Below are 18,791 nucleotides of genomic sequence, written 5' to 3' on the forward strand. Positions count from 1 at the left end.
ATAACATAATGCAAAAACTATATTTACCTCTTACAGGCTTGCTCACTTGCGGCTATGCAGTAGTGAGCATGGGGCAAACGGCGAAGAAGCCAATGAATATCATCTACATCATGAGCGATGACCACAGTTATCAGACCATCAGCGCTTATGACAACCGCTTCGTGGAGACACCCAACATCGACTGGATCGCCAGCCACGGAGCGCGGTTCACCAATAGCTTTGTGGCCAACTCGCTCAGTGGGCCCTCCCGTGCCTGCATGCTCACGGGAAAGCACAGCCATAAAAATGGATTCACAGACAACACGAAGACCTTTGACGGCTCACAACAGACCTTTCCGAAACTCTTGCAGAAGGCCGGATACCAGACTGCGATGATCGGAAAATGGCATCTCACATCGCTGCCTACAGGCTTTGACTATTGGGACATCCTCATCGGACAGGGCGACTACTACAACCCTGACTTCATCCGTAACGGCAAGCGGATCAGAAGACCGGGATATGTCACGAACATCGTTACCGATGTGGCTCTCGACTGGCTCAGCAATAAACGCGACAAGAGCAAGCCCTTCTGCCTGCTCCTCCACAACAAGGCGCCGCACCGTGTCTGGGCACCGGACACTTGCGACCTCGATCTATACAACGACCGGAAATATCCCATGCCCGATAACTTCTACGATAACTATGAGGGGCGTCTGGCGGCGCAAAAACAAAAGATGAACATCATCAAGGACATGAATCCCGTATATGATCTGAAGATGTACGACCCTGATGTGCACACCAATGATAAAGAGTTGGAGACATGGGGATTCAACAATTACAATCGCATGTCACCCTCACAGCGTGCGCAATGGGACCGTCACTATAAGCCCATCATAGAGAAATTCAAGCGCGATTCCCTCAAGGGAAAGGCTCTTGCCGAATGGAAATATCAGCGGTATATGCACGACTACTGCCGTGTCATCACTTCCATCGACCGCAATGTAGGACGTGTCATCCAGTACCTAAAAGACAACAACCTGCTCGACAACACCATGATTGTCTATACATCTGACCAGGGGTTCTATATGGGTGAGCATGGATTCTTCGACAAGCGCTTCATGTACGAGGAAAGTTTTCGCACGCCGCTGCTCGTCTATATACCAGGAGGAAAGCACGGTGACATCACGCAGATGGTACAGAACATCGACTACGCCCCGACATTCCTGCAGCTTGCCAACATCAAAGTACCAAAAGACATTCAGGGTATGTCGTTCTTGCCGCTCCTCGAAGGCAAGAAAGTGATGAACTGGCGTAAATCGCTCTACTATCATTATTATGAATACCCCGCCGAACACAGTGTATGCCGTCATTATGGCGTGCGCACAGGACGTTATTCGCTCATGCATTTCTACAACGACATCGACGAGTGGGAGCTCTTTGACCTGAAGAAAGACCCGGAAGAGATGCACAATCTCTATGGTAAACCAGGAATGGAGAAGATTACCCAACAACTCAAAAGGGAGCTCCTTCGTCTGCAAACGCAGTACGATGACCCAATCAGATTTAAGAAGTAGCCATCGATCTGGTACACAATCGAGTGGGAGGTAAACACCAGTCATAGGTGCTTATCTCCTACTTTCGTGTTCACCGACATCTCACACCACCGTACGTGCCGTTCGGCATACGGCAGTTCCCATCTTGGGTAGTCATTTGGTAGATTCATCAGATAAACAAGTATACCCTGCGCGCTTAAGATTCTGGTTGGATATAGCTCTACACAGTATAGGACTGCCCGCTATCTTCCTCTCTTGCGGAAGCATAGTTTCATGGTACTTGTAAGGCCAATAAGCGGGAAATAGAATTTATGTCCGTGCAAATTCTCTATAGCGGACTGTCTTCTGAAAAGATACTTCAAGATCAGAGTGCAACACATCAGGACAACCCGATACAAATATCTTTTCAGGACATTGAATGCGCGTCCTATTAAATCCTATCAATCGTATATATTCCGCCTTTCAACGTGGGGAAGCTGATTTCTCCAGCTTTTACCGTTTCCGTTTTCACTTTTCTCCCACTACTATCAGTAATACGATAATCTTTCTCAATGCCTTTATACTTGACCACGCACTTCGTACCCGAATGAGATACAATGGTAATCTTTTGGGCGATCGCATTGTCCCAGGTGATGTCAACGGTAAAATTGCCCACAGCCCTCAATCCTGAGACGGAGCCTTTGAGCCAATACTCTGTTGGAAGTGCCGGCAGAATTTCTAACTTATCAAAGCGGCTTTGCAAAAGCATCTCAGCGATACCTGCGGTGAAACCAAAGTTACCGTCAATCTGATAAGGCGCATGGGCGTCCCACAGATTCTCGTAAATGCCTCCCGCAGCCTCGTTGACACTGGTGGTCCAGGTCTGTTGCAGAGCGCGTTTGATGAGGTTATGGCAGTGGTCGCCTAAATAAGCGCGCGCATTGAGATTCATCTTATGCCCGAGTGACCATCCGGTTCCGTGATCGTCACCACGGGCGATGAGTGATGTTCTGGCGGCATCAAAAATCGCTCTGTTAATGTCCGGCCCTATCTCGTCGCAGGGATAGAGACCCATGAGATGAGAGATATGACGGTGATTCTTATATTCATAAATGCCGATCTTCTGCGGATTATTGAATTGTGAGGTGTATTTCCATTCGCGCAGATAAGTTTTGCCGTCAAGTGGATTCTTCTCAGTGTGGCAGCCATCGTCTACTTTTACTAAATAGTTATTGAGTTTATTGCGGAATTCTTTAGAAGCTACGCTTTTGCCTAAAACAGCTATCGCTTTACGGGTATTGTTGAATAGGTTCCACACCAGTTGCTGGCTATGTGCCGTAGCATTCTCCGTTGGTCCATGTTCAGGGCTCCATTCATCAGGGCATTCGTATGTACCGTCGTTTGCCTTGACGAGTTTCTGAAACCAATATTCCACACAGCTCTTCATCGCCGGAAAGGCTTGACGCCTTAGATAGTCCTTGTCAAGCGTATACTGATAGTGCTGCCACAGGTGCTGGCAATACCATGCATTGGCAATGGTATAGGTTGGGGCAAAAGTGGTGCCACTACCATAGATATTGTTTTCCGTCGGGAGTGTCCAGCCAGCATTCACGCCACCCATATCTTTGGCATACTGACGCCACGTAGGTTTGACACAAGCCTCACGGTAAATATAGTTGAGAAAAGGCATGTGGAGTTCGGAGAGGTTCGTAGGCTCAGCCGGCCAGTAGTTCATCTGCACATTGATATTCGAGTGGATGTCAGCATGCCATGCCGGCGTGTTGTTGTTGTTCCAGATACCCTGAAGGTTAGCCGGAAGAGAGACACCTCTGCTGGAACTGATCAACAAATAGCGGCCATAGCTGAAATACAGCTCCTCCAAGAAGAGGTTAGCCTTTGGATCGTTCTTATAATTGGCAATAAGTGTTGGTGTCGGAATATTGTTTTTTGCATTGGACAACGTAAGCTGGCAACGATCAAACCATTGCTTGTAATCGGCCTTATGGGCAGCAAGCAGTGTCTCATAGCCTTTCTTCTGCGCTTTCTGCACGATAGCAGCTACGCGTGTAGGCAGCAAGGCAGCACCGGATACATATTGCGGAGCATCTGGATCATAGTCGGTAAGACCGCGCAGATAAATGATCATACTGTTGGCGCCGATCACTTCAATGAGGCCTGCACTATTCTTTTTCAGTGAGCCGCCATCGATGACAACGCGGGCAGAACAGACATATGACTCTGGTTCCACCGTCACGCCCGAGTCTCCCTGGCGGGCGATGGTGCCATTGAAGCTGATCGTCGCCTGTTGACTATTGTCAATATTATAGCATGAATCCTTGCCGTTCTGATTCTTGAGTCTCAGCACGGCGTTGATGTGACCATTCTGAGAAGCCTTGTAACGGATAACGATACAACTATCGGGATTAGAGGCAAAATAAGAGCGTTGGTAATCGACACCATCAGAAGTAAAGTTGACACCTGCTATCGCATCGTTGATATCAAGATAGCGTACATAATTGGTGGCTGAATGCATACCTTTGCTCATAATATAGAGGTTGCCAAAATTGAGGTAGAAGCCATAGTTATCAGAGCTGGTGCGGGCGCCGAGCTTGCCACTCCATAGTGTCTTATCGTTGAACTGTATGTCGTCGACCGCAATCTGCCCCATAAGTGTAGCACCGAACTGTCCATCGCCGATGGGCAGACAGGAGGTCATCCAGTTCTCAGCCGGCTGCGTATACCACAAAGTGTATTTATTCTTCGGGGTATAGGAAGCAATGCTTATAACCGAGACAATGTCAGACTCAGGAATGAAACGTACGACATTGCCATTGTCCCCCAAATTCCATACACTAATCTTATTTCCAACTTTGTTTCCTTGATATATATTGAAGAAGTTCTGACCACTCGTGGCTGTACCAATCTCAAAGCCGCCAAGCGTATTCGAAGACTTAACGATATAGAAAAGCGAGTCGGCTGAACTCTTATCGTTCTCTACATTAATAGTCTTCGGCGAACTATTCTTAGTGATATAAAGGGTCTGACCTAACTTATTGGTAAAACTATACTTATCACCGATCTGGTAAACGCGCCAAAGTATAGCATTTCTGTCATTACCTGACAGTGTACCAACGATACAACTGTTCTTCAGGCCGTTTGCCGCAAGATAATATTTTCCGTTCTGGAATTGAATAAAGTAGTAATGAAGATCTGAAGCAGTAGAAATCTGAGGCATAGAATAGTCAAACTCCATATTCTCTTTAGAATAGAACTTTAAAACATTGCTCATATCGCCCTTATTCCAAAGGCCGATAAGCTGTCCGGCTTTAACCTCACCAACCTGGTTCATAGCGATATTAGCCGTAGAGTCAGTGGCAATCTCTAAAGCATCATAACCATAGCTTGTGTTTGTACTGTAAAATATCTGGAAGGCGTTCGTACCTGTAGCTGTCTTGTTTGTAGAGAAACGTGAACTGTTCTTGTTTGAACCATTCACATAAATAGTGTTACGAGCTTTTGAGACAAGTTGATATTTTTTTTCGTTACTTGCACCTGTAGAAACAATCTTCCAGAGTCGTGAACTCTCTTTTGAAATTTTAGCAACAGCTGTCTTACATTGCTTATCACTTCCCTCATTCTCCAATACATTACCGGTACGGAGGAACTTCACATAGTACCAATACTCATCACCGGTTGTACTGACTTTTGGGTAATCTTGAGCCAGACAGGTCGTTGAAGGTAAAGCGGTAGCCAATAAAGCGACGTAAAACCACTTCTGAATTTTCATTGATTTTCGAGTCTATTTGTTAGGATATAGCGCATTGCTGTTATACGAAACACGACAAAGATAAAAAAATTGTTATGAGAGAGAAAAAGGTGGCGAAACACAATCTTTTCACCACCTTTTAATATTGATATTATGAAATCATTTTGAAGTTGTTAACACTTGGAAAAGGAATTACTTCACAACCTTCTTGCCATTGACGATGTAGAGGCCCTTAGCCAGACCCTTCAGGCTCTTACCTGCTACGCGACCGTCAACAGTGTAAACGGTGCTGTCAGCAGCCTTTGTTGCAGGAGTGATGGTCTTAATGCCTGTTGTCGGAACAGAAGGAATCTGATCAGCAGAGAGGACCTCTATGATAGGCACGAACTTAAGCGCGCAGTTCTGATCGTCTGCAGTCCACTTACCCATCGGATGGTGATAGCCTATGTTACCCCAAGCATTGATGAAGTTCTTTGATGAAGAATCGTCCGTGTCGCCGATTGCATAGTTCTCAGAACCATAATTGCTCTTGAACACATAAAGAGTTGTTTCATCAGGATTGGTAGTGGTCATGTAGCCGGCTTTCATTTCACCGCCGCCACTCTGATTTGTACGTACCCAAGAGCTTGTCGCTTCATTCCAATTAAACAGCTTATTACCAGATACCAAAGGAGTTTCAAAATCCTTATAAGTAATGTACTGACCGTTCTCGTTCACGAGCTTGATAGCATGAGACTCAGCATCGAAAGAAACGACATGCCAAATCTTTGAAGCAAAAGCTGCGTCGCCGACAATAACAGAGTCTGCAATAAGCGTATCGTTGTCAACACTTAAAACAAGATTAGAACCGGTCAGACCCTCGTCACCATAAGGAGGCTGAACTTTTGATCTCCAATCGGTACGGGCGAATTCAATGAAATAGCGAGTGCTATTGTCTGAAGCATTGAAGGTCTTGAAATCGAAGTTCCAGGTAGGAATCTCGACCTCAGAAGGGTCAACGAAATAAACTTGAGAACCACCATCAGGAACAGACCAAGGACCATACTGGTTGCCAAGCTTTTGACCACCGAAGATGTTGGCATAAGCCTGACCGTTATCAGGAACAGTCTCCAACATCTGAATAGTGCTATAGGCCTCATCATCACTTGTTGTCAAGGTGAAAGCCTTGAAGTTGTCAGCAACATTGTCATCAGTACCAGCTGCCAAGCGGCTGTTAGAATTGGTATACAATGTCCATGTCTGACCATCGACATTCAGTGTGAAAGTCCAGGTACCGTCTTCTGCTTGCGTGCAGGTCCAGGTCTGCTTAGCCTGATCTTCAGCACTTGCAACTTTTGCTGTACAAACAGCACCATCATCACCGGCAGTGACATAGCCTGCATGGCTCGAGCCGATAGTGATGTAATACTTTTCGCCGCTCGTCGGAGTCGGAAGGTAATCGACTGCAAATGTAGCCAGAGAAATGAGGCTCATTGCTAAAAGAGTAAATACTTTTTTCATAGAACGGATTTAGTTTAAATTGTATTTAGATTATATTTCTACTTTTTCGTGAACAAAACTACTAAATTATTGAATTAAATCCAATACTTTTGACTATTTATTTTTATAGTTTTAACTATATTATTTATCGTATACAGTTATTAATAGTTTATTATTCTGCTGGTGTCTTCATATACGTATATGTTCCGTCAATGCCATACACGTTATTGAATATAGGTGTAGAATGGAACACGCCATGGATAGATGTTGCAGGCGTACCATTTATATAGATTGGCAACTCCGTGACCGTGGCATCCTTCGCAAGTTCTACGTAACCGATAACACAAGCACAGAAAGGATCAAGCGAGGATGAAGTCTACGTAACGAACCGAGTTCCGTCAGCACTCAAAGAAATAGATATTGGCAAGCCCTGTCCTCTGTAGCGTACCGGCATAACATTAGATTACGTTCTATTTTTATCCTTTTGCGATCAGCCGACGTTCGACAAACAATCGGCTGACGTTCGACAGACAATGGAAAAGCGGTCCGATGACCACTTGTTGTAAGTAAACGGAAAGAAGCCTAATTGATTACTATCTTCTTTCTATTGACAAGATAAACACCTCGCACGAGGCCGTCAGTAGCAGTAGCAGCATCTACACCTTCTCTGATTAGTATACCTGAAATGGTATAGACATTAACCTTGGCGTTGCCAGTCACGGCAACCTTGCGAATATCGGTAGAAGGAGCAACACCTGGGTCTACCTCAGAACCATCAGAACCACAAACTTTCACCTTCACATCATTATTGGCCTTCTTCATCACGGCTGCCGGGATAGTAAAAGTCTTCGTGTTGGCGAAGTAGATGAGCGTATCACCACTGCTGTAGATCTTGAAACCGACGACATGATTGTTCATCGGCACAAAGGTATAGGTACGTTTACCCTGTGCATCGGTCTTCATGCTTACCTGGTTAGCCCAGCCTTGTCCGAGACTGTCGGGGCAGAACTGATCCCAGGAGCCAAAGTCACCCATAGAACCAACCCTCACATTATTATTATAGTCAGCACGCGACTCACCGGCTGCATGTCCGGGATAAGTAGCAGGTGTCTTTCGGATATGATCATCGATGAAGATCATGTTGTTGCCCGGGCCCTTCGGATAAGTATGCATCTTCGCTAAAGCTGCCTGCCACTGGGCTCTCGTGGTATTCATCGTTGTGTTGCTGTAATCGCCGATAACCACATCTTTTACATCGTAGAAGAAACCCCATGACTGGAAGAAACTTGAGAGGTCCTGCTTGGCGGCATCGCAACAAGCCAACGCAAAGTTCAAGTAATCGTCAGGGCCGGTGCAATGGTCTGTATTGCGATTCTTCATCTTGTTACGGCGAAGGTAGTGGAACCACTTATTGAAGAATGTGGTATCGTTACCGGCAGCATGGAACATCAGATAAAGTTTATAGTACATCTGAGTTGTGCCCCACGTGCCATATTCGAACCAGTATTTCTTGGCTGCGTACTTATCAGCAAAGGTCTGAATTTTACTTTCAGGAACACCTTCATATCTTTTTCCATCTACATCCGTATAAGTACAGAGCTCTGCACGAGAGGTCACATGGCCGGAGGTAAAAAGGATCATGTTGGAGAACACGTTATTTGAGATCTCCGTCATACCTGCCATGTTAATGAGCTGCTGGTGGTTATGACCGAACTCGTGAGCAGGACCCCACAGAGAGCCATCTCCCTTGTTCATTGCATCATAATTGAGTACCGTTCCGAGTGTATTATAGTTATAATAGGTACCACTGGTAGATGCATACATATATCCATGATCAACAGCCGTAGCATTGAGCAAATTGTTGCATTTTTCTTTCTGTGCTCCACGGAAGCCCATGAGATATTCCTCACGGGAAACAATGCTGTTCCACAATTCTGTGAGTTCGAAAAGCTTCACAGGCGTATACTGCTTAACATCAGCACCAGGCATGTGCATGACAATCATCGTGTCCTTCATCTGGAAAGCCTTGGCCCAGACGAGGCCATCATCCTGCATCTTCATCCAGTCATCATCGGTATCACCTTTCGTCACATCGAAATAACCATTAACCTTACCACCCTCGATATGAATATTGAGCGGCTTGAAATCAGACAGTTTCTTATTCTTATTATAGGTATAACCAATATAATTGATGAAGATACTCTTCTCACCACGGTTCAGAATGATGTTCAGACCCTTCTTCAACTCGTAGTTATTACCCGTACGAGAACCTAAAGGCACGAGCTGAGCACCGAGTGTTGCACCATCAGGGATATCGTCGCCGACGAAGATGAAGATATTATCGCCGTCCTTCGCTGTGACGCCAGTAGGATTCGTCAGGTCACCAAAGTTGTTACCCAATCCCATGGCCTGTGCCCAGTTATTATAGTTGTATTCGCTGTAGACATTGTAGTCAGCGATTCGGTACTTCTTCTCCCAGTTGGTGCCACTTGTGTAACTCTGCCAACTTTGGTCCTTCATCTTCAGAACAACATTCTGAAGCTCGGGCGCCAATTTAGCAGCGGTCATCTTAGCCTTGAGGTCATCGTCCGTCATGTTCCTGACTTCATCTGTAACCGTTGTGCAAGCTTCATCAGTAAAGTAAGTCTTTATCAAGCTAGCATACGTACTAGCATTGGTTGTCAGATCAACACGCTCAGCATAAGCCGCTTGCTGAGTCTTAAACTTGGCAGTGTCGAGCGTTGCCACCTTGAACAGCCATTTATTAGCCTCAGAACCGACAGTCCAACCAACAGGGTTATAACCTTGAGATTCCGGGCAATGGATACCTACGTTGTCACTGTCATACATCTCAAAGAGAAGGAGGTAAGGATCCGACAAGTTCTGTTTCACCTTGAATCCGTTACCAATTTCCGTTGTTGTCGTATAGAACTTACTTGTTGCACCATTCTGATTAAGGATATACTTTCCCGTGATAGCGTTACGGAAAGCATAACGACCGTTAGACAGTTTTATCAGCTTCCAATAGAAGAGATAATCATCTTTATCGAATGTCTCTGTTGACAGATGTCCATTGACATAATCGTCACGCATGGAGATACTGTACGGCTCCGAGACTATCTGATAATACATGGTCGTATCAAGTGTTGGGTCAACAGCTCCTGTCTTATTGGCAAGGAGGGCACGTATAGAGTCGGTCGTCATCGTGGTCACTTCATCCAGACGAAACTCACTCGGACAGATATAACCTGTATTACCATCTGACTGAAGCGGATGCCAACGGACAACATGCTTATTGGCATCAAGGTGCCAACACCAATCGCTTTTATCTTTTTCGTTGTAAATGTTGAAATACGACTTACCAGTACCTTTTGACTTTTCCTGATAAATCACCGAGAACTGATAAGGTGAAGTGCCTGTAGAATAGACAACATTATTATCAGAAGCCGTTTGAACATATTGTCCATTTCTCAGACTCTGAATGGTGTACTTTCCATCGCCCTTTGAATGAAAGATAAAAACATCCGTATGGGTGGCAGGCTCTGTAGAGAATTTATTTGCCCAGAGTTTCGTACCATTTACATAAACGTGCAGGTCAGTTCCAGACACACGCTTGTCGTTAACGATGTAGTAGACTCCCGTCTTCATCGTTTGGTTCTCATCTTGAACCTTCTGCAGCGATGAACCTTGTAGAGATGCAGCAAGCACGGGAAGAGTAGCTCCTAAAGTTAGCGACACTAACAAGGTTTTTGGAAATAGATTCTTTTTCATATTAGAAAATAAAATTGTACATATTAGAATACTAACAAAAAACTTATCAGGTTATGCATAGAAATAATATCTCTGTCAGCAACTATTGTTGCTGACAGAGATATTATTTCAGAGAATTACTTGATACCGAGTTGTGCTTTCTTCCATGCCTCGTTATGGACGAGGTACAGATGAAGTTCTGCGAGATACCAATAAGAAGTACCGCCACCATTAAGGATATTGGTGCCTTTCTTGTGTTGAATTGGCACGAAGAGCAGGTGCGTCAACTTAGCTGTCGTTGTGACATTGTCAAGAGGCTCACCCACACCATTCACAGAACGATAGGTGATAGTATTCAGCGCTTTATCTGAAGAGGTGAAAGCATTGGCAGATCCATAGATTTCTGCCTTTTTGGGATTTCGGTCATCGCTGCTTACTTTACGCTCATCGAAGTTGATGAAGAACGTACCGGTGATAGGCTCATCAAGCGTGATTTCAATATAAGGATGTGGATCAGAAGTCTTGCCTGATGTACTCGTCTGGAAGTAGGTAGACTTGCTTCCATCAACAGCACAGCTCACTTCATGACCAGCCTTGAAAGAGTTCGTGGTGACCATATCAGCCTTCAAAGGCACCTCAACATTATCTGTCCACTCTCTAGCAACAGCAGCCGTTTTGGAAGCCACGTTTTGTGTCTTTTTACCACGCAAGCCTTCAGTAGTAACGGTGATCGTGTAGTCGCCGGCAAACCTGTAAACATCATCCAATGTGCAAGAAGTAGCTATGTTGTCCAGTGTCTTCGTAGAAACAGGAATACCCGTAAGCTTTGATGTAGCTGTGACGATAATCTTATCGTAGTCAACTTCATCTGGTGCCGTCCACTTGATAGCGAAAGAGCCGGCACCCGGAGTAACGCTCAGGTTAGAGACTCCTGTAGGATTGATATTCTGGAAGGCCTCCTGCGTGATATGTATAGTAAACGACTGTGCAGTACCACTTGATGGCGTACAAACGACATCGGCAGAACGTGTAGCATCCGTAGAGTTGATCTTCGACGTGAAGCGAAGCTCAGAGCCACTCGTCTTATTGATCTTGCTGTCATAAGTCAGCCAACTCTTGGCATCCTCTGGAACCGTGATGGTATAAGTGCCATCAGCAGATGTACGCTGGAACGGTACACGATAAGTGCGTGGAAGGTCAAGCATATTGACACTCACCACCCTATCAGTTGTATTGGACGGATAGACACCACGAACCTTCAGGCCCTTAGCCGACTGAACGAGGAGAACATTGATTGTAGCATCCCAGTCGTCAGAGCTCTGTAGCTGCATGGTGCAGTAGCGGTCAGACGATGTAGCGTTCTTATCAAGATCAAGATGTAGTTTGACCGTTCCATTGTCCTTAACCGTCTTCGTTGTATCGAGATGGACGAAGTTGACAGTATCAGGCACTACGATATGGTCAATATTGAGGTTGGTCTCTACGGGGATATCTAATGAGGTCGTTGAATTCTCAAGATAAGCCGTGTAGACACCGTCACGGTTGAAGAAAGGATCTTGTTCGGGCACAGTCAGCACACTCTGTGTACCCATCTGTACAACCTGAATCTCGTAAGATGACTTGTCACCATGAGCAATGGTCACCTTGCCCTGACGTTTCTTGAATCCTGTATAGCCTGGAGCTGTAACGGTTACGCCGGAGCCATCCGATTTCTTTTCCACTGTCAACCATATGGCATTGGAAGTAGCAGTCCACTCATCTAGAGCCACATTGGTCTTGACAGTAATGTCATGTGTGCCGCCTTCTTTGTCAAAGGCAATTGTCTGCTGTGAAGAATGCGGCACCTCCAGCTCTTTATCCGTGAAGTCTGTATCATAGTCTGTAGAGCAGGATGCAAGTCCAAGCGCACCTACAAACAAGACCGACAGAATCGTTTGAATATTTATTTTCATTGTGTATCAAATTATTAATTCGGAAGAATCCTATTAAAGTTGATCAGCACGTGGATTGTACTGGTAACGCATCTTGCAGAGCACCTCTTTCCACGGGCCGGGCGTCCATGTACCGTCCTTCTGCTTAATGTTTGTCAAGATACGGTACTTATAGTGGAGACGGAACTCTTTATAATAAGTGGCATTGGAAGAGGCACTTCCGCCAATCTTATTCAGGAGGAACGTGTTGTCATACTCACCATAAGGTGTCAGCGTCTCTACCTCCAGAGAATCGCTCTTGTAAGGCTTGATAGAGATATTGTAAGCATCTGGATTAGTAGCTGTCTGGCTATTTACTGTGACAATGATGCTCTTGACATTGATGTCATGCAAAGCTTTTGTATAGTCGGAATAACTCTCGTCACCAGCAAGAAAGCGTACGGAATGTGCATCGATAGAGAATGCACGAACTGTATTCGTCGGGCGTGCTACACTCTTGGTATTATTATTGATAACCTGAGTGCCTGTCAACTGATAGTTATACGCAGTGGCTGTTGAAGCATAGTCATTCTTCCACGTAATCTTCAGAAGGACATGGTCGAGACGCGAGTCCAGCTTATTGTTATCCGTAGCGATAGCCTCGGCATCGTGCTGAATAATCTTATAGTCGAGGAAATAAGTACTATCCGGTGACAACTTATCCAGATTTTTCAGCTTAATATCGAACGTGCACTTGTTCGTACCAGCCGAAATCGTTCCGGAGAGAGAAGAATCCTCATAGTATTCAGCAGGAAGGAGGTGCGCAAACTTTGAAGAGTCGACATCGAAGTTCGATTTGTTATAGGCATTGAAGAGGGAATCGTCGTGCGCCACTGTCACGTGATAGTCTCTGTCGGCAAGCAGAGAGCCACTAAGCGTGGCGACTAGCTTGATAGAGGCCGTCCCATCCTCCACCGCAGACAGGTTGACTGTGGTACGGTCATAGATGCGGTCACTTCCTGCCATCAACGACACTTTGTGGGGATAAACGTTCTGGTCAAAGTCGTAGTTGTTGCAAGAGGTCACAATGGGTGTAACAAGCGCTGCAACAAAGGCCAGACCTATAAAATTTATTATGTTCATTTTCAAGAGATTTATCAAAAGTTAACGTACAAGAATTAACGTGACCAACCGGGATTCTGGTCCATCTTCGGACTCTTCAAGAGCTCAGAATGTTTCAGTGGGAGGAACACCATTCGCATGAGAGCTTTACGATCACGGATATTCTGCTCATTGATGGAGACCAAGCTAAAGAATTCTCCATCTTTCTTTCCATTAATGTTACCCGATGCATAAACGTTTAGACCTCTCCAGTTGAAAGACTCTGCGTCATCCGTGAAGTAAGTGCCCCAACGACGAGTGTCAAAGTAGCGATAGCCCTCATCGAAGAGTTCACACTGACGCTCGTTCTTAATGACTGCATCGAAAGCATCCTCACTGGCAAGCGTTGCGGCATCTACACCAGGAAGACCGACACGATAACGGATCATATTGAATTGCTTTGCCATCTCATCGGTATTGTGAGTCACAGTGACATCCACGAGGTTACCATTTGAATCCCATGTCTGTACCTGCTCTGACCCTGTGACATGATTAGTGGCTTCACAATATTCCAGCAATACTTCAGCATAACGGATGATGGGGAACGGCTTGCTGATCGTTGCAGCGCCGTCCTTTCCGTGCCAGGAATCATCGGGATGGATATACTTGAAGGGCACATAACCAGTGACGTTGTAATCGTTCGGGTTATTACCGGCAGCATTCTTTCCTGCCTTGGTATCATCCGTCGAGTACCAGAAAGTCTGGTTGTTGTAGTTACCATCCGTACAACTGTTCATCTGCCAGATACGGCCAGGGAAACCGATGCTTGCATAGAAACGGGCTGAACGATTTTCGTACATCATAGGCGTACCACTGGCAAACTTGCAATCACCATAAGTCTTCGTTGTAGCTTTTTCGCTGAGGTCATCCTTATATAGAGGAGACTCGGAAGGCTTCTTACCATCCTTCATCAGGAAGCAGTCGATGACACGCTGAGGAATAGACATACCACCCCAGCCGCCATAGTTAACGGGGAAAGAGTGCTTAGTGTAGGTTAGGACAGGAGAAGAAGACTCTTCTGCCCAGATGAACTCACGGTTTACCTTAGCCATATCCTCACCGTTGAACATGTCGGCAAAAGAATGATACGGGTCGATATCGCCGGCTCCATCAGGGAAAGCAGCGGTAGGAACACTCTCATCGAGCGGGTAAGGATTGTCTTTATTCTTCTCCACGGTATGCAGTCTGTAATAACCCATGTCTATAACTTGCTGAGCAGCGGCGGCAGCGACAGCCCAGCGCTTAGGATCGTAGGTCTGATTGACATAGTAAGTACCATCACTCTTACGCTGCCAAGAGCCGAAACAACGCTTGGCATAGATTCCTCCGTTGAACGTAGGAGAAGCCTGGATAAGGCGCAGACGGGCAATCAAAGCCAAGGCTGTGCCTTTGGTCGGTCTTCCGAAATAAGCGGTCGACTGATCCTGAGGTTTCTTCAGACCCTTGAGCGACTGAGCAAACTCATTGCAGATATAGTCGATCGATTCGTCCATCGTTGAACGCTCACGATCGTAATACTCTGCACCCTCTGAAGTAGACACAATCTCATCACCGACGATCAGACACGGGCCCCAGTTCATCAATAAGTTATAATAAGCATATCCGCGAAGGAAATGCACCATAGCCTTGTACTCAGTACGGTCACCCTCTTTCATGTCTCCGACTTTGTCGACATTAGCTAACATTCGGTTGCAACGGTTGATGACCTTGTACATCTGATACCACAGACTCCAATTTGGCACGTTCTCAGAATTGACATTACCCACAGTGAACTGTGCACCCCAGAATTCTGAGGTCTGCCAACGGACACAGATCTCGTCTGATGCCGTCTCACCGGGGGTCCACGAGCTACCCCAGATGTTACCGGGATCAGGAAACATCGTCGGCGTATAATAGAGGTAGCCATTGGCATTCTGTGCGGAATGGAAGATGGAGTCCTCCTTGAAAATGGCGTTGAAGTTGTCGTCCTGGTCGAGGAAGCTACAAGAGGAGGTAGCAAAGAGGCCCGTAAACAGCGTAGCAACAGCTCCAACAAGGAAAATATGTTTTTTCATTCTGTTTTCTTATTATTATATCGTTCATAAATGACGATCATCAGAAGCGGAAGTAAAGCTGGAGTGAGTAGGTCGTCGGGATTGGGTAAGCCGCACCGTTGTACCAAGCCTGCTCAGGGTCGAAATACTTCACACTGTCAATCGTGAAGAGATTATTGATGACGAAGTCGGTCTCGAGAGAGGACAATCCGCAAGCCTTCAACCATTTGCGATGACGGAAGACATAACGGAAGTTCAGCTCTTGGAAGCGCAGGAAGGAACCATCCTCACGCCAGAAAGTAGAGAGCTGACCGTTGTTTGTATTACTGCCATAAGACAGACGCGGGAACATAGCATTGGGGTTCTCTGTTGAGGGATCGCCGGAGTACCAAGCGGGTGTCCAGCGGTTCTTGGGATTGTTGACCATCTTAAGCACATTACCCATCTCACCATTATAGAACGGAATCCAACCGGCATCATAGCCCATGCCTACACGGTAATATTTCACGCCGGCATTGCCTTTGAAGAGCAAGCTCAATGTGAAGTCCTTATAGTTGAACTCACCACCGAAGCCATACATCACACGCGGCACATTATTTGAATAGGACAATGGCACCTTATCATCACTGTTGATGATGCCATCACCATTGACATCACGATACTTAATGTCACCGGGACGGACGGTACCGAGATAAGACGATTGGTCTGCACTTGTTGCTATATCCACCTTGTCCTTGAAGAGTCCCTCTGCGATATAACCACGGAGTATTCCATAAGGCATACCTGTTTGGCTCTGATAGTCGTAAGCCAACTTGTTCTCTTCGTAGTAATCGATGATGTTCTGCGACCAAGTGTAGTTGGCACGAATAGTGAAGTCCATGTTTCTGTTAATCTTATGGTAAAAAGAGAAGTTGCCATCTGAACCAAAAGAGTGCATACGGCCGACATTGGAATACGGATAAGTGACCATACCAGCCCATTCTGGCAGTGTGACTCGTCTCTGGAAGATATGGTCACGCGTATCACGGAAGAAGTCCACCGTCAGTTTCACTGCGTCATTGAAGAAGTTAGCATCAACACCTATATCAAACTTCTTAGCTACCTCCCATTTGAGATTATTTGCACCTTGTTGTGTCTCAATAATGCCGCTGCCGTTGTAACCCCATGTCGTACCTGCTCTATTGTTGATAATGGTCAGATACGGGAAACGTGTATTCGAGATGTTATCGTTACCGGCAAGACCATAAGAGCCACGGATCTTGAAAAAACTGATGAACGGCAACGTCTCCTGTACCCATTTATAAGATGTCGGCACCCAACCAAGAGCGATAGACGGGAAGAAACCGAAACGTTCTCCCTTAGGAAAGAGGTCTGAACCTGTATAACCGAAGTTGGCATCAAGAAAGTATGTATCGTTGTATCCGTAAGAAAGACGACCGGAGAGGTTCTGACGTCGCTTAGGAATAGCGGAGATACCGAGTTGATCAGAGCTACCCCAGTCTGACTGCTTCTGGTCTTCCATATAATAAAAGAGGAGGGCACCAATATTGTGGAATCCTAATTTCTTATTATAGTCGAGCTTAGCTTCGAGATAGTATTTACGCCATGTGACATCAGAGCTTGAATACCTCATATCCGTCTGTTTCTGACGCAAAGTCTTAATAAGCTCACCCGTAGACGAACGTCCTGTAGCACGATAGTAGTCTGGAGTGACCAGACGTCGCTCATTGAAGTTGGAAGTGCGGTCATTCATTACCTGTACAGACCCCACGAGCCCCTTAAGAAATCCTGTGAACCGCTGTGTGAACTTGAGCGTAATCATGTTACGTGTCTTATCCTGAGAATTGTAACCCTGATAGTTAAGGGCTGCGAAAGGAGACACAAGGTCATTCTGACCGTAGGTTGGCAGTGTGCCGTCGGCGTATGTAACAGGGAACATCAACGGATTGAGCTGAAGCACGTCAGACCACACCTGATTGGTTGTTTTGCCACCGGGAGTGGTATAGTTGGACACATTTCCGTCAACGCCGAAATAGAGCTCACTATTCTTAGTGAGATTCATGTTGATATTTGCACGATAGGTCAAGAGGTCATAAGACAGGGGTTTATGGAACTGGTTCTCCTGCTGCTTGTAAGCGGCACCCTCATGCTGATAACCGATAGAGACGAAGTACTGAGCCACATCACCACCACCACGAGCGCTGGCGTAGTAGTTCTCCTGCAGAGAGTTCTTCTTCATGATTTGGTCAATCCAGTTAACATTTGGATAGAGCTCAGGATCGAGATTGTTCTGGATGATGTCGAGCTGGATAGGCGTATAGAGGTCTGACTCACCGGACACGGCACGAGCTTCATTGGCGAGTTTAGCATAGTCATAGGAATTGACATACTCTGGCAAACGCTTGATATGCGAGAGCTTAACCGTAGCACGGGCAGTAATCTGAATCTTATCCTTACTACCTTTCTTTGTTGTGACAAGCACCACACCATTGGCACCACGCACACCGTAAACGGCAGTAGCAGCAGCATCCTTCAGCACAGAGATGCTTTCCACGTCATCAACGTCAATGTCATTCAGACTACCCTCAATACCATCGATGAGTACCAAGGCACTGGCTCCAGCACCAAAGGTAGAGACACCACGTACCCAGAAGTTGGACAGGTTCTGTCCAGGTTCACCAGAAGTCTGCATTGTAATGACACCGGGCATACGACCACCAATCATGTTGACGAGAGAAGTACCAGGCGTACGGAGTTCGTCCATATCAATTGTTGACACTGCTCCTACGACAGAGACCTTCTTTTGGGAAGTAAGACCTGTAACAACGACTTCATCAATATCCTTACCTTTACTCGACTTGAAATGGATCTGAAGAGCAGGCTCATCCTTTAGGATCGTCACCGTCTGCGTTTCCATACCGAGATACTCACACTGAAGCGTGGCTCCGGGAGCTACCTTCATCTTGAATTTTCCATCAAGGTCCGTCACAGTGCCATTACCCGGAACGTTCTTAATACGAATCGTGGCACCTACACACGGCTCACCAGTATCATCAAAGACGGTACCGGCTACAAAGAATTGTCTGGTTTGAGCGCTCTGAGAATAAGCATGCGCACTGTAAGTCATGAACGCAAGTAAGAGAAACAAGACATATAATATTCTTCTCATAAATAATAGTTA

Annotated in this window: 8 protein-coding genes; 1 reads left to right on the forward strand and 7 read right to left on the reverse strand. The window is 45.9% G+C overall.

What is annotated here, in order from left to right; genetic code table 11:
- The first annotated feature begins 68 nt into the window (after nt 1-68).
- A complete protein-coding gene (locus tag PREMU_RS13810; protein WP_050796472.1) occupies nt 69-1,553 on the forward strand; it encodes a sulfatase family protein in 1,485 nt (494 codons plus the stop codon).
- 409 nt (nt 1,554-1,962) lie between these two features.
- Here PREMU_RS13810 and PREMU_RS13815 read toward each other — a convergent pair whose 3' ends face one another.
- From PREMU_RS13815 to PREMU_RS13845, 7 genes are all read right to left on the reverse strand, one after another.
- Nucleotides 1,963-5,298 (reverse strand): glycoside hydrolase family 95 protein, encoded by a 3,336-nt coding sequence (locus PREMU_RS13815; protein ID WP_007576227.1) that lies wholly within the window; start codon nt 5,296-5,298, stop codon nt 1,963-1,965.
- Nucleotides 5,299-5,469: 171 nt separating this feature from the next.
- A complete protein-coding gene (locus PREMU_RS13820; RefSeq protein WP_007576229.1) occupies nt 5,470-6,777 on the reverse strand; it encodes a hypothetical protein in 1,308 nt (435 codons plus the stop codon).
- A 561-nt stretch (nt 6,778-7,338) separates the two neighbouring features.
- A complete protein-coding gene (locus PREMU_RS13825; protein WP_007576230.1) occupies nt 7,339-10,527 on the reverse strand; it encodes a M60 family metallopeptidase in 3,189 nt (1,062 codons plus the stop codon).
- Between the two features lie 116 nt (nt 10,528-10,643).
- The gene (locus tag PREMU_RS13830; RefSeq protein ID WP_007576232.1) at nt 10,644-12,458 is read right to left on the reverse strand and encodes a BACON domain-containing protein; all 1,815 of its coding nucleotides are present in this window, start codon (nt 12,456-12,458) and stop codon (nt 10,644-10,646) included.
- A 33-nt stretch (nt 12,459-12,491) separates the two neighbouring features.
- Nucleotides 12,492-13,559 carry a BT_3044 domain-containing protein gene (locus tag PREMU_RS13835; RefSeq protein ID WP_007576236.1) on the reverse strand — a complete coding sequence of 356 codons (1,068 nt, stop codon included), beginning with the start codon at nt 13,557-13,559 and terminating at the stop codon, nt 12,492-12,494.
- Between the two features lie 35 nt (nt 13,560-13,594).
- Nucleotides 13,595-15,631: a RagB/SusD family nutrient uptake outer membrane protein gene (locus PREMU_RS13840; protein ID WP_007576238.1), complete on the reverse strand. Its 2,037-nt coding sequence runs from the start codon at nt 15,629-15,631 to the stop codon at nt 13,595-13,597.
- 40 nt (nt 15,632-15,671) lie between these two features.
- Nucleotides 15,672-18,779, reverse strand: coding sequence for a SusC/RagA family TonB-linked outer membrane protein (locus tag PREMU_RS13845; protein ID WP_007576240.1), 3,108 nt, complete (start codon nt 18,777-18,779; stop codon nt 15,672-15,674).
- Nucleotides 18,780-18,791 lie beyond the last annotated feature (12 nt).

The organism is Hallella multisaccharivorax DSM 17128, from assembly GCF_000218235.1.
GTDB classification, from domain to species: domain Bacteria; phylum Bacteroidota; class Bacteroidia; order Bacteroidales; family Bacteroidaceae; genus Prevotella; species Prevotella multisaccharivorax.

Coding starts and splice junctions, on each gene's coding strand:
- PREMU_RS13810 (WP_050796472.1), top strand. CDS start 69: ATGGGGCAAACGGCGAAGAAGCCAATGAATATCATCTACATCATGAGC.
- PREMU_RS13815 (WP_007576227.1), bottom strand. CDS start 5,298: ATGAAAATTCAGAAGTGGTTTTACGTCGCTTTATTGGCTACCGCTTTA.
- PREMU_RS13820 (WP_007576229.1), bottom strand. CDS start 6,777: ATGAAAAAAGTATTTACTCTTTTAGCAATGAGCCTCATTTCTCTGGCT.
- PREMU_RS13825 (WP_007576230.1), bottom strand. CDS start 10,527: ATGAAAAAGAATCTATTTCCAAAAACCTTGTTAGTGTCGCTAACTTTA.
- PREMU_RS13830 (WP_007576232.1), bottom strand. CDS start 12,458: ATGAAAATAAATATTCAAACGATTCTGTCGGTCTTGTTTGTAGGTGCG.
- PREMU_RS13835 (WP_007576236.1), bottom strand. CDS start 13,559: ATGAACATAATAAATTTTATAGGTCTGGCCTTTGTTGCAGCGCTTGTT.
- PREMU_RS13840 (WP_007576238.1), bottom strand. CDS start 15,631: ATGAAAAAACATATTTTCCTTGTTGGAGCTGTTGCTACGCTGTTTACG.
- PREMU_RS13845 (WP_007576240.1), bottom strand. CDS start 18,779: ATGAGAAGAATATTATATGTCTTGTTTCTCTTACTTGCGTTCATGACT.